The sequence below is a fragment of the Mesobacillus campisalis genome (assembly GCF_000986785.1).
Classification (GTDB): Bacteria; Bacillota; Bacilli; order Bacillales; family Cytobacillaceae; genus Mesobacillus_B; species Mesobacillus_B campisalis.
Map to the genome: position 1 here is coordinate 104279 of NZ_LAYY01000100.1, position 12097 is coordinate 116375.

Consider the following 12097-nt stretch of genomic DNA (forward strand, 5'->3'; position numbering starts at 1 on the left):
CATCAAAGGTGATTTTTTTTATTTTACTCTTTGTGGGAATAGTGAAGTTTCATCATAATTCCTTGTTCGTAGTTCCCAAACCGATGACCGAACAAATTGATCCCACCTGCGTTAACCGCGTTTTTTTTCACCCCAAATTTAATAGAGATATAGGGCTTAGCTTGAATGGATAACTCATTAAGGGTAACCTCCGACTGTTTGACTCCATCAATAAATGAGCCATGCCGATTTATTGTCCAGGTTTTTAACAGTCCATATTGAGTATTTTCTGTTAACCACCATTTTGGAGTCAGAAACCCCCGCTCTCCCCCAAAATCACTTGGGCTTGTCCAAGTACCAATTTCAATCCCATTCACCCACACAGTAATATCCGAAGGCCAGTCCAGCTTGTGATAAGGCGCCTCAGAGCAAAGCTCCGCCATGATTTCCAAACGATCCTCCTTGCCTCCGTAAGGAATCCTGTTTGGAAACCTATATTCGATATAACCGCTTCGAAACCAAATCAACTGGGCCTCTTTCCTTTCCGGCTCATAAAAAGATCTCGGCTCATCCATCATTCCTAAAAAGGACGAGTCACTCACAAGACCGCAGGTAGGCTCAACCTCACAATCAGCAAATTCTCCAATCGGCATATCGATGGTAATAATATTATCATCTATCTGCTCTTCCTTCCTCAAGTTGATCACAATTCGGTCATATTTCTTGGAACTCACCTTCTGCATGCCCCGTCCCGGTACGAGTTCTGTTGAAATCAAGCCTGCTTCCTCGAGCTTTTTAATATTCGTTGCCGCAGTGGAAAAAGGTAATTCCATCAACTCTGAAAGGTCATTTACATTCATTGGCCCTCTTGTAAGAATATCTAAAATTGTCATTCTGTGTTCATTTGATAGCGCTTTACATATCTCAATTGCCTCTCCTAATGTTAATTGCAGCGTCCTCATCTAGTTCTCCTCTTCCACCATTTTAGAACATATTACCATAAAGACAGAGAAGAAGCATGGGAGGTCCTCGTGCTCGTGATTAGGAAGCATAGAACGCCCCCCTGCCTGAATACATTCCAAATAACAGGGAATAAAAGTCCTGTAAGCCCATTTAGGAAAGGAGAATGAATCATGTCAATGCCTCCATTTGATCCTTTTAGACAGCTTTCCAACATCCGGAAGGAATTCGATCGCTTCCTCTCGGATTTTCCAGAGACTCTGCAGAACGAATTCAACCTTGGCGGCATCCGGGTGGATGTTCATGAAACGGAAAATGAGGTCGTTGCGACTTGCGATATCCCCGGAGTCGAAAACAAGGAAGATATCCAGATTGTCATCGACAACAACCAGTTGAAAATTAGCGGCACTATTAACCGGGCAAACGAAGTGAGCGATGAGAACATGTATCGCAAGGAGCGGCTATCCGGCAGCTTCAACCGCACAATTACCCTCCCTGTCGCCGTATCGGAAGAGGGTGTAAAGGCCTCCTATCGAAACGGAGTCCTGGAAGTCAGAATGCCCAAGCAGCAAAACAACCCTAAAAAAACCATTGATATCGACTTTCAATAGAGGCAAAGGGACGGTTCTCCCGCTTCATTTCTTTGATAGAATGAGGCAGGAGAACCGTCCCCGTGTTTTATTTAACCTCTTGGCGGAAAGGCATCGTTGCCGTAGCTGTCTCTCGATTGGATTTTCCCGTCCCTTCCGTGGATGAAAAGCTCCGATTCTTGTTCTTTTGCCAATTTCCTGGCGTGATTAATTGCTTCCCGCTTTGTTTTGGTTACTTTTGTGGATTCCTCATTCCCTGCGCCGAGGACCTTCCACCCGCCTCCTTCATTTGGAGTAACATGCTGGTTTTGTCCCGCCATTCTTATCATCCTTCCTCTTTTAATAGACTCGTTTTCCTTCCCACATGGAAGCAAGTTCAGATTTCGTTGTTCTTTCACTTCCCCTTCCCCTTAAAAATAAACTAAAATAAATCTGCAGGGCAGTGCAGGAAATGGGGTGTATGCATGTTAAAGAAAATTCTCCGCATGGTTAAGCAATTTTCGGGAAGTCACAGCGACCGGCACCGGGGCCGCGGGCATAAGCCTTTCCGCAGCAGCAGCTCAGGCAAGAGAGGCTACAACAAGTATGGCGGCAGCCACCGCTACAAACGCCGCAAATACAGCAGCAGCTAACCAAAAAAATTCTTGTTCCCAAATAGGGAGCAAGAATTTTTTATGGCTTCACAATTCCAAGGGCGAGGTTGATATCTTTGCGGATGCTTTCTGTGTCTTCATAGCACGCGTCGATGCCCAGCAACCTTTTAATCAGCCTCCTGCTTTCATCACTCATCGTCAATTCCTCAAGCCAGCTTTTGCGTTTGCTCGCCTTCCCTTCAAACTGGGAATACAGCAAAAATAACAGCGTTTCCCCCAGGTCAAAAAAATCATCCTGTCTTCTGGCCTGGAGTTCCTCCCAACTCTCTGGATCCCCCACTTTTGCAAGGCCAAAGTCAATAAGGAACACTTCTTCATTCTCGATGATAATATTTGGCGGCCTTATGTCTCCATGAAAAATGTTCTGGCCATGAAGGTATTCAACAATCGCTGCCAGCTCTGATAATATCATCAAGGACTCCCGCTCAGTGAACGTTTGTCCCTCTGAAAACAGCTTATCCTCCAAATTGCTCCCCTCTATATGCTGCATCACATAAAACGGCCGCCCATCGAAAGTGGAATGGTGAATCAGGCCAGGCACCCGCTTATGCCCAATCTTCGCCACCAGCTCGACTTCCTGTTGAAAACGGGCTATCTCCTTTACATTTCCTGCTTTGCTTGGGCGAAGCTGTTTCAAGGCAAACAGCTCTTGCGAATGGATATCTTTGCACAGATAGACTATGCCGTATCCGCCGCCGCCAAAACACTCTTCAATTTTATAGCCAGGAGGAAAGACGGTGCCATCTTTAAGCGGCCTGTCATAGATCCACTTTTTTAATTGTTTGTACACCCTGTGGGCACATCCTTCCAAATTAACTGAGGTTTGTCGCTACTGTCTAGTTCATTATAATAGAAATAATTTAAGTGGCGATGATTCTGGGACAGTTTCTGCTTCCACAGCAAACTTAAGGCAAAAAAAGTCCTGGCAAGATCAATTAGGCTATGCGGCTGAAAATCGAGGCAGCAGAACCGTCCCCATGCCTCAAATATTTACCAACAATTGGCGATTGCTGTCTATTTTTGTATAGAATACTATTATTTTGTAATGGTATATTATGAATATAATAGAGATTTGAGGAAGGGGTATCATTTTGGAGGGATTGAAGAGGTTATTTTTGTTGGCTTTGTCACTGCTCCTGGTTATTTCAGTTATTCCTGCGCCTTTTGTTTCAGCTTCCGAGGCACCGGAGCCTATGGTTCGTGTCAAGCTTACCAACTCCCAGTATGTTGGCAGCAAATCATCTTTGACGCTGATACCGGAAACTAAGTATTCTACGAATCTATCCAACGTTACTCTTGAAGCCAACCAGACTTATAATGTGAGGACCAATGGCACTAATGTTGACCTTATGAAAGGCTCGCAGCTTCTTGGAAGTGCAGCACAAATCGAGATAAAGCCCCAAACAGGAAAAGGCCCCCTCTCAATCAATGGACATCTATATTTGGGAAGCTTCAGCTTTACGAACGAAAACGGCAAGTTTGTCCGTCCCTTCAATACAATTGGCATCGAGGACTATTTAAAAGGCGTCGTCCCTGCTGAAATGCCCGCTTTATGGAATATGGAGGCATTAAAATCACAGGCTGTAGCAGCGCGAACCTATGCGATGGGTTATGTAAATAAAACTCCTGATGACACCATTAACTTCCAGGTGTATGCTGGCTATAAATGGCATCAGCGTGCCACGCAGGCAGTGGAAGCGACAGAAGGCCAAGTGATTGCTTATAACGGCAATTCCATAAATTCCGATGCATTATTTTCATCCAGCAACGGAGGTAGAACCGAATCAAACGCGAATGTTTGGGGAGGTACGCAGCGTGCCTACCTGAAGGTGAAGGAAGACCCATTCGACCCGAAAACGGTTTGGTCTTTTAATATGAAGAAGCAGCAGATTGATACCTCTAAACTTGACCTATCAAAGGCCGACGCATGGTGGGCCGCCACTAACGAAGTCGAGCAAACAAAAGTCATCACCAACATCAAGACCTGGATAAAGGCAAACGGATACGCCGGCAAAGATGTGAAGGTTACGGCTGTTCCTGTTCTGTCACTGGGAGGAACAAAGTCTGGCGGCCGCGTGAGCACAGGTACCATCCATATTGATTTCCTGGTGAAGGAACCAGGAAAGGCCCTGGAGCAAACAATCAAGCTCGAAAATGTATCGGCCTCAAGAATCCGGGCGATTATCGGCCTTGACCTGATGAAAAGCTACCTGGTCGACTCCGTCGATACAGCAAGCGATACGATCAAAGTTTCAGGCAAAGGGTACGGACATGGTGTCGGACTCAGCCAGTATGGCGCGAAGAAAGCAGGAGAATTAGGGAAAACCTATCAGGAAATCCTCGCTTTTTACTTTGAGGGAACGACGCTGAAAAAAATGTACAAGACAGCAGCCGATATCACTGCACCGGTCACCCCGGACCCGGCCCCAGCCATCCCGGCACCGGCTCCAGTTCCAGTTACACCACCGGCAGCACCAGCCCCTGTCCCTGCAAAGGATGAAACAGCACCAATCATTAATGAGATAAAAACAGCTTTTGACGCAAAATCGAACCTTGTAAATGTAAGCTTTGCAACCAATGAAGCTGCTAAAATATCGATCCAGGTGCTGGATCTGAACGGAAAAGTAGTCGCTACTATTTTGAATGTCGTTCAAAAACCAACAGGTGCACAAACCGCATCCTGGAACGTGGCGAACGTAAACAACGGGAAGTACGCATTTGTGATCAGTGCCGAGGATGCGAGCAGCAACAAAGCTGCCGTGACCACGCCTTTCACCATTAAGAAGCCTGCTCCGAAGGACACTGTCGCGCCAACAATCAAAAATGCAGCGACTTCCTATGACGCAAAAACACAGAGAGTTTCTCTCAAGTATGAAATCAATGAACCTTCTAAAATGACTATCCAGGTGAAAGACCTGAATGGGAAAGTAGTCGCTACCATTTTGAATGGCGTTCAAAACCAAGCAGGTGCCCAAACCGCAACCTGGAACGTTGCGAACGTAAACAATGGGAAATACACATTTGTGATCAGTGCTGAGGATGCGAGCAGCAACAAGGCTGCCGTGACCACATCTTTCACCATTAAGAAGCCTGCTCCGAAGGACACTGTCGCGCCAACCATCAAAAATACAGCGACTTCCTATGATGCAAAAACACAGAAAGCATTTCTCAAGTATGAAATCAACGAAGATGCTAAAATGACCATTGTCGTGAAGGATTCAAAAGGGAAAACAGTGGCGACTCCAGCCAATAACCTGGCTGTCAAAAAGGGAATCCGCTGGGCATCATGGGATGCATCCAAGCTGGCCAACGGCACGTATTCCATCGCCATCACGGCCGTGGATTCAAGTAATAATAAGCGCAGCATGACGGTTGCCCAAAAATTGGCTAAGCCCGCACCTAAGAAAATGACAGGCAAAGTAACAGCCACAACCCTTAATGTCCGGGCAACAGCATCAACCACAGGGAAAGTGATCGGTACGGTAAAAAAGAACCAGACCATCACCATCCTTTCAAAAGAAGGAACATGGTACAAGATTGAATTCCAAAAGCGAACAGGATATGTCCACGCCAACTACGTTTCCAATGTGAAATAGAAGGACGGTTCTGCTACTTCATCAAAAATTCACATTATCCAAGAGGGTGTCCATCCGGGCACCCTTTTTGACCTTCCAATAACTGGTCGGTTGGCCTCTAAATGAGGGACGAGAAACCGTCCCCACGCTCTACCCTGACTATATACACAGTCTTAAAGACACAGATTAATAAACTCGTAATGGAACCTATATGGCTTTTTTACAGGCGATTAACGAGAGATTTCCATTCCTTTGTTACCCTCTAGTAGAAATGAAAACTTTCTTCGGGAGGAATGTAAATTGGTAAGAGCAAGAAGCAGAAAAAGATGGATTAGAAAGACACTCAGTTTGGTTACGGCGGTGCTGGTGCTCCTTTTGGGGTTAGGCAATAGCGCCTTCGCCCAGGAAACCCGCTTTGAAAATGGGAACCCGATGAACGTTGAGGTGATGTCCTTTAATATTCATCACGCTGTCGGAGAAGACAATGTTTTAGACTTGGAGCGCATTGCGAAAACCATTGAAGAATCCGGCACAGATATTGTCGGGTTGCAAGAGGTGGATAACCACTGGTCCAGCCGCAGTGATTTTCAGGACCAGGCCAAGTGGCTTGCAGAACGCCTTGGGATGTTTTACACCTATGGTGCAAACCTCGACTTTGAGCCTTTAAATGATGGCGACGAGCGCCGTCAGTATGGTACAGCTATTTTAAGCAAATACCCAATCATTAATTCGCAGAACCATCCTTTGACGAAAATCGGAAACACCGAGCAGCGCGGCCTTTTAGAAGCGACCATCAATGTAAAGGGAAATCACTTGCACTTTTATAACACCCACCTGGCGCTTACTTCTGCGGAGCGCGAAATACAAATTCGCGAAATCGTGGAAATTGCCAGCCAATCGGAGGGTTCAAAAGTTATTTTAGGAGATTTAAATGCAACCCCTGAAAGCAATGAAATGAAGTCCATGTACGCTAACTATGTCGATGTATTCGCAAATCAGCCGGCTGCTTATACATATTCCGCCGAAAACCCAACAAGGCGAATTGATTATATCTTTACATCCAGTGACATCGAAACCGTCAATGCAGAAGTCATCCAAAGCCTAGCCTCCGACCACCTGCCAATCACTGCTGAAATCGTACTCGACCGCGAGCAGCCTTACTTTAACGGAAGCAAATAATCTTATCCATAACAAGAGAGGAGAATCATGATGTTGAAAAAAAGAAGTTTTGGAACCAAGTTGAAAGTCCTTACGGCGGCGGCTGCACTGGGAATGGCCCTAACCGCTGCAAGCCCCGCCGCGTTCGCAAAAAGCGAGGAAAAGCCCAAGTTCGAATTTGGCCTCGTTCCGGATGCCCAGTATTGTGACTGCGACATTAACGGAACCCGCTATTACAGCAACTCCTTGGACAAGTTGAAGGAAGCCGCCCAGACTTTTAACTCTGAAAAGGTGGATTTCACTGTGCAGACGGGCGATTTTATCGACCGGAACCTTTCGAGCTTCTCGGATATCCTTCCAATCTTCAACCTGATTGAAGGGCCTAAATACCATGTCCTTGGCAATCACGACTTCCCTGTTACAACGGACGAAGTGGTCGACATTCTCGGGATGCCGAACCAATACTATGATTTCAAGCATAAAAACTGGCGCTTCGTTGTGCTCGATACCAACGATCTTAGCCTCTATGCTAACGCCGAAGGTTCCGAAAAGCATCAGGAAGCCCAGGAAATGTACAATACATTGAAAGAGAATAATGAAATCAACGCCCAAACTTGGAATGGCGGAATCAGCGAGGAACAGCTGACATGGCTGCGTGGAGTCCTCCAGAAGGCAGAGCAGCGGAACGAAAAAGTAGTGGTCATTGGCCATATGCCTGTCTATCCGGACAATAACCATAACGTGTGGAACGACGAAGCGGTAATCGCGGAGCTTGAGGCTGTCAGAAATGTCGTGGCCTATTTCAATGGACACAACCATGCCGGCAATTATGCCGTGAAAAATGGGATCCACTATGTAAACCTGAAGGGAATGGTGGAAACGGATGACACCAACTCCTACTCCATCGTCCAAGTGTACAAGGATCGCCTCGAAGTGGATGGCTATGGACGTGAAACAGACCGTGTTTTAAAAATTCAATAGGAACAAAAAAGACTCTCTTCCACACTTAAGAAGAGAGTCTTTCTTTTACCAAAATAGAAATACACCTATTCTTCTTTATCCGGCCGCCCGGAAAGTTCCTTATAAGCGATAACCTTTAAGGCTTGTATCTCCTCTTCCGATAATTTGCTTTGTATCTCTGCCATGATTTGTTCCCGATTGGCGCTACCTTCCTCCACTTCCGTATGTATTTCCTGGATGCGGGTCAAACCCACCTTCTTGATCAAAACCCTGGCCGCTTCTTCTTTCGTTGTGAACGGCAGTTCTTCTTCATTCGCATCCGCTTCCCTGCTTGGCTGGGCGGTATTTTCATATTCTGCTGTTTCTGGTGCCACTGCAGATACCTCCTTGGAGTTGTCCTTTCCCGCGATTGGCACTGCTTGTTCTAAAAACTTTTGCACTTCAGGATCCTTTTCAATGCTTTCCTTCCATTCCTCCAAGTGTTCGCTTCCCTCTAATGTCTGTGTTAGCTTTTCAGTGATTTTATCAGAAGCCAGATCCGTCCCCCAATAATATACTCCTATAGGCAAGATGCAACATGCAAAAATCATTGCGAAACCAACTAATCTTCTTTTCTTCACCTTCATCCTCCTTTTAGCTCTACTTTAATTTTACACATCCTTCCAGAAAAATAACTAGTCTTAAAGAAGGGTTTTGATGCATGGGGACGGTTCTCCTGTTTCAAAAAAGAAACTGGCAGGCATAAGACAGTAGAGAGACTAGTCAAGGAGTGACAGTTGCCGACATATCCATTCAAAATAATAGATATTTCTCGGGAAATTGTTGGAATTTGAAATACAGTAAAACCTCTTTGTGGATTTGAATAATAAGCTTGTATCGCCCCGCGATACGACAAACTGCGGCTCAACCTTGTGTCGCCCCCCCTCCTCTTAGATCCCCAATTTTTATTTGTCCGATACGTAAATCTACTGCTATTTCTCTGACGATGGTGCTCATATCGCCCACCGCTATATCTCTTATGATTTCGCTCGTATCGTGCACCGATATGGCGCTGTACTGCCTGAACAGTTATATCGTCATGCGATACGGTTTTGGAACCGGTAAAGCACAACTTTAAAGTCGTTCAAAATCAAAGGTTGCATCTTAATGTTACCCCCTACCTGTCTCGTCCGCAGAAACAAAAGGTAACTCCCCAGGCAACTTAGTCTAATAGTCTCATTTTCCTGTTTATGAAAGGGTTTTCAAAGCGCAGATAGAACTTTCTAATGGATGTACATATCAAAGGAGGTTAATAGTGTTGAAAAAGGCGAAGAAAAAGACGGCAGTGCTTTTATCGACTATTTTACTAGCTTCATCGTTTTCGGTTGTAGCCGCTCCGTTGGCCCAGCCTGTTGAGGCGGCCGAGACGAAGGCTGTAAACCCTAGTGCCAAAGCACATGACCAGAAAGTGATTGCCAGAGTGAGCACCGAACGGATGTTTGAAGATGCCCGCTATCTGGCAGAAACAATTGGCCCCCGGGTGACCGGGACGGAAGGCGAACAAAAAGCGGCTGAATTCATTCTGGAACGACTCGCTTCCTATGGTTATGAAGTAGAAACACAGGAATTCGGCATCCCCGATAAAGGGGTTGGGCACCTACAGACAAGCGACAACAAAGAGGTGCTCGTTACTATTCCGGCTGGTTCAGGCGGGACGCCGAATGATGGAATTACAGCCGGTCTGTTTGATGCTGGCTTAGGTAAGGCTGGAGACTTCACCCCTGAGGCAAAAGGAAAGATCGCCCTTATCGCCCGTGGAGGAATAACCTTCGCCGAAAAGGTTAACAACGCCATCCAGGCAGGAGCAGCTGGTGTCCTCATCTACAATAACGTTGATGCGCTGGCTCCTTTAAATCCATCGCTTGGGGGCACAAGTTTTGATATTCCAGTCGGAGGAATTACAAAGGAAAGCGGCGAGGCTTTGCTAAAGGATGTGGCCGCAGCAAACAAAACGGTAAACTTTAATGTTCAGCTGCTGAAAAATGTGAAATCGCAAAACATCATCGCATCCAGAACGCCAGAGAAGGGCAGCAATCATGAGATTATCTACGTTTCCGCCCACTTCGACAGCGTTCCATTTGCACCTGGTGCCAGCGATAATGCTTCCGGTACGGCGGTTGCGCTTGAATTGGCGCGTGTCTTAAAGAGCTATCCAATCGATAAGGAAATCCGGTTCGTCTTTGTTGGGGCAGAGGAAATCGGATTGGTCGGCTCCAAGTACTATGCGAATCAATTAAACGAGGAGGAGCTTAAACGAAGCCTTGTCAACTTCAATATGGACATGGTGGGCACTGCCTGGGAAAACGCTACGGCCATCTATATGAATACGATAGACGGCAAGGCCAATATCGCCACCGATACAGCACTGGCAACGGCTGAGCGGATTGGGACCCCTTCAGAACTGATTCTTTACCAGCGAGGTGCCTCGGACCACCAGTCCTTTTATGATGTCGGAATCCCAGCGGTGAACTTCATCCGCCGAGAACCAGGAACAGCAGCGCTGGAGCCATACTACCACACCCCGCTCGACACAATGAAATATTTAAGCGCTGAACGCCTGAAAGAAGCAGGAGACCTTGTAGGAGCATCCATTTACAGTTTAATACGAAATTAAAACGCGGGGACGGTTCTCCTGCTTCCATAAAGGAAAGCGGGAGAACCGTCCCCCTGCCTCATTCAAGCTCACTCCATAATGGCGGAAGTCCATGCTCACTCATGAATTCGTCAAAGCGACGAGCATTTTCCTCGTTCATTTCAACCCCTTCCAGCCAGATTGTATCGCATTCATCACAAATAAAGATGGTGCGATTTAATTTTTTAACCTCTGCCTTGCGCACAATCCCCTGGCCATCACAAAATGGACATTCCGCCATTTGGCCCAAACCTCCTCTAGAGGGACAGGGGCGAATCTCCCACTTCATTTCTGGAAGGAAATGAAGCAGTAGAACCGTCCCCTTGTTCCACTCGTGTTCCATCGTGTTCAATCTATTATAATATGATAAAATGAATTGACTAAAAACATAAAGGACGTACAAATCTATGACATTCTTGGATCTCTTAAAAGCACTTATTTTGGGCATGGTGGAAGGCCTAACAGAGTTTGCGCCTGTCTCTTCAACAGGACACATGATAATAGTGGATGATATGTGGCTCCAGTCGCAGCAATTTCTTGGAAAATACGCGGCCAATACCTTTAAGGTAGTGATTCAGCTTGGATCTATACTGGCAGTTGTCATTATTTTCAAGGAACGCTTCATTGAAATGCTGGGTATGAAAAAAATGACCGAAGCAGAGAAGGAAAACCGGCTGAAGCTGACACAAGTATTGGTCGGCTTAATTCCCGCCGGGGTGCTGGGCGTTTTATTTGAAGATTATATCGACGAACACCTCTTTTCCCTCTCAACTGTCCTAATTGGCTTAGTAGTGGGAGCTGTATTCATGATCCTGGCAGACATATTTGGAAAGAAACAGCCGTCCATCCAGACAGTAGATCAGATCACCTACAAAAAGGCATTTGCTGTCGGGCTCATTCAGTGCTTGTCTTTATGGCCCGGGTTCTCCCGTTCCGGCTCGACCATTTCCGGCGGAGTCCTCCTGGGAATGAGCCACAAGGCGGCTGCCGACTTTACATTCATCATGGCGGTTCCCATAATGGCTGGGGCAAGCTTCCTGTCATTGGTCAAAAATTGGCAGTATTTCACCATGGACGCGCTCCCTTTCTTTATTGCCGGGTTTATCGCAGCATTTGTTTTTGCCCTTGTATCCATCCGCTTTTTCTTAAAACTTATCAACAGAATTAAACTCATCCCGTTTGCCATTTACCGCATTCTGCTGGCTGGGGCCATTTATATTCTATATTTTTAAGTCCAGCGCCATGGTGTCCCTCGGAGCAGCTAGAAATGCCCCGCGCTTTACCCATTCGTGAATGAGGCACTAGAACCGTCCCCATGATTCAAAAAAAGCTCTCCTCGCACACGGCGAAGAGAGCTTTTCTTTTCACGTCAGCCTTTTCTTAAGTTTGGCGGCTGTGATTTCCAGGAGGATGGCGACGGCGAGGATGAAGTAGGTGATGGCTCCGATTTCTCTAATGTCGAGATAGAAATTGCTTGCCATGAACATGTCAAAGCCGATTCCGCCTGCTCCGGCAGCTGCACCCATGGCGACGGCGACGGCGAAGTTGATT

The 12097-nt window shown here is 46.4% G+C and carries 12 protein-coding genes and 1 pseudogene; 7 read left to right on the top strand and 6 right to left on the bottom strand.

Annotation, left to right across the window (positions count from 1 at the left end; all coding sequences use genetic code 11):
* Positions 1 to 23: 23 nt before the first annotated feature.
* Positions 24 to 941 carry an ArsR/SmtB family transcription factor gene (locus WQ57_RS23895; RefSeq protein WP_046526135.1) on the bottom strand — a complete coding sequence of 306 codons (918 nt, stop codon included), beginning with the start codon at positions 939 to 941 and terminating at the stop codon, positions 24 to 26.
* Between the two features lie 171 nt (positions 942 to 1112).
* Here WQ57_RS23895 and WQ57_RS23900 point away from each other — a divergent pair, with 171 nt between their 5' ends.
* Positions 1113 to 1550, top strand: coding sequence for an Hsp20/alpha crystallin family protein (locus tag WQ57_RS23900; protein ID WP_046526136.1), 438 nt, complete (start codon positions 1113 to 1115; stop codon positions 1548 to 1550).
* Positions 1551 to 1621: 71 nt separating this feature from the next.
* On the opposite strand, the gene WQ57_RS23905 is transcribed toward WQ57_RS23900, so the two are convergent.
* A complete protein-coding gene (locus WQ57_RS23905) occupies positions 1622 to 1927 on the bottom strand; it encodes a DUF2188 domain-containing protein (RefSeq protein ID WP_241481633.1) in 306 nt (101 codons plus the stop codon).
* Between the two features lie 66 nt (positions 1928 to 1993).
* On the opposite strand from WQ57_RS23905, the gene WQ57_RS26830 reads away from it, so the two are divergent.
* Complete coding sequence (locus WQ57_RS26830; RefSeq protein ID WP_156183226.1) at positions 1994 to 2161, top strand: hypothetical protein; 168 nt, start codon at positions 1994 to 1996, stop codon at positions 2159 to 2161.
* 40 nt (positions 2162 to 2201) lie between these two features.
* Here the strand turns inward: WQ57_RS26830 and WQ57_RS23910 are convergent, their stop codons facing one another.
* On the bottom strand, positions 2202 to 2972 hold the full coding sequence (locus tag WQ57_RS23910; protein ID WP_046526137.1) for a serine/threonine protein kinase: 771 nt from the start codon (positions 2970 to 2972) through the stop codon (positions 2202 to 2204).
* Between the two features lie 325 nt (positions 2973 to 3297).
* On the opposite strand from WQ57_RS23910, the gene WQ57_RS25835 reads away from it, so the two are divergent.
* From WQ57_RS25835 to WQ57_RS23925, 3 genes are all read left to right on the top strand, one after another.
* Positions 3298 to 5778, top strand: a complete 2481-nt coding sequence (locus WQ57_RS25835; RefSeq protein ID WP_156183227.1) for a SpoIID/LytB domain-containing protein — start codon at positions 3298 to 3300, stop codon at positions 5776 to 5778.
* 279 nt (positions 5779 to 6057) lie between these two features.
* Complete coding sequence (locus WQ57_RS23920) at positions 6058 to 6936, top strand: endonuclease/exonuclease/phosphatase family protein (RefSeq protein ID WP_241481634.1); 879 nt, start codon at positions 6058 to 6060, stop codon at positions 6934 to 6936.
* A 27-nt stretch (positions 6937 to 6963) separates the two neighbouring features.
* Positions 6964 to 7896 carry a metallophosphoesterase gene (locus tag WQ57_RS23925; protein WP_084820365.1) on the top strand — a complete coding sequence of 311 codons (933 nt, stop codon included), beginning with the start codon at positions 6964 to 6966 and terminating at the stop codon, positions 7894 to 7896.
* Between the two features lie 65 nt (positions 7897 to 7961).
* Here the strand turns inward: WQ57_RS23925 and WQ57_RS23930 are convergent, their stop codons facing one another.
* Positions 7962 to 8495 carry a hypothetical protein gene (locus WQ57_RS23930; RefSeq protein ID WP_052948870.1) on the bottom strand — a complete coding sequence of 178 codons (534 nt, stop codon included), beginning with the start codon at positions 8493 to 8495 and terminating at the stop codon, positions 7962 to 7964.
* Between the two features lie 674 nt (positions 8496 to 9169).
* On the opposite strand from WQ57_RS23930, the gene WQ57_RS23935 reads away from it, so the two are divergent.
* Positions 9170 to 10528: a M20/M25/M40 family metallo-hydrolase gene (locus tag WQ57_RS23935; RefSeq protein ID WP_241481635.1), complete on the top strand. Its 1359-nt coding sequence runs from the start codon at positions 9170 to 9172 to the stop codon at positions 10526 to 10528.
* A 58-nt stretch (positions 10529 to 10586) separates the two neighbouring features.
* Here WQ57_RS23935 and WQ57_RS23940 read toward each other — a convergent pair whose 3' ends face one another.
* Positions 10587 to 10787, bottom strand: coding sequence for a hypothetical protein (locus tag WQ57_RS23940; protein ID WP_046525247.1), 201 nt, complete (start codon positions 10785 to 10787; stop codon positions 10587 to 10589).
* A gap of 166 nt (positions 10788 to 10953) precedes the next feature.
* On the opposite strand from WQ57_RS23940, the gene WQ57_RS23945 reads away from it, so the two are divergent.
* Positions 10954 to 11778: an undecaprenyl-diphosphate phosphatase gene (locus WQ57_RS23945; protein WP_046525248.1), complete on the top strand. Its 825-nt coding sequence runs from the start codon at positions 10954 to 10956 to the stop codon at positions 11776 to 11778.
* A 132-nt stretch (positions 11779 to 11910) separates the two neighbouring features.
* Here WQ57_RS23945 and WQ57_RS26395 read toward each other — a convergent pair.
* Positions 11911 to 12097, bottom strand: a pseudogene (locus WQ57_RS26395) (phosphonate ABC transporter permease); the annotation flags it as partial.

Coding starts and splice junctions, on each gene's coding strand:
- WQ57_RS23900 (WP_046526136.1), top strand. CDS start 1,113: ATGTCAATGCCTCCATTTGATCCTTTTAGACAGCTTTCCAACATCCGG.
- WQ57_RS26830 (WP_156183226.1), top strand. CDS start 1,994: ATGTTAAAGAAAATTCTCCGCATGGTTAAGCAATTTTCGGGAAGTCAC.
- WQ57_RS23940 (WP_046525247.1), bottom strand. CDS start 10,787: ATGGCGGAATGTCCATTTTGTGATGGCCAGGGGATTGTGCGCAAGGCA.
- WQ57_RS23895 (WP_046526135.1), bottom strand. CDS start 941: ATGAGGACGCTGCAATTAACATTAGGAGAGGCAATTGAGATATGTAAA.
- WQ57_RS23945 (WP_046525248.1), top strand. CDS start 10,954: ATGACATTCTTGGATCTCTTAAAAGCACTTATTTTGGGCATGGTGGAA.
- WQ57_RS23925 (WP_084820365.1), top strand. CDS start 6,964: ATGATGTTGAAAAAAAGAAGTTTTGGAACCAAGTTGAAAGTCCTTACG.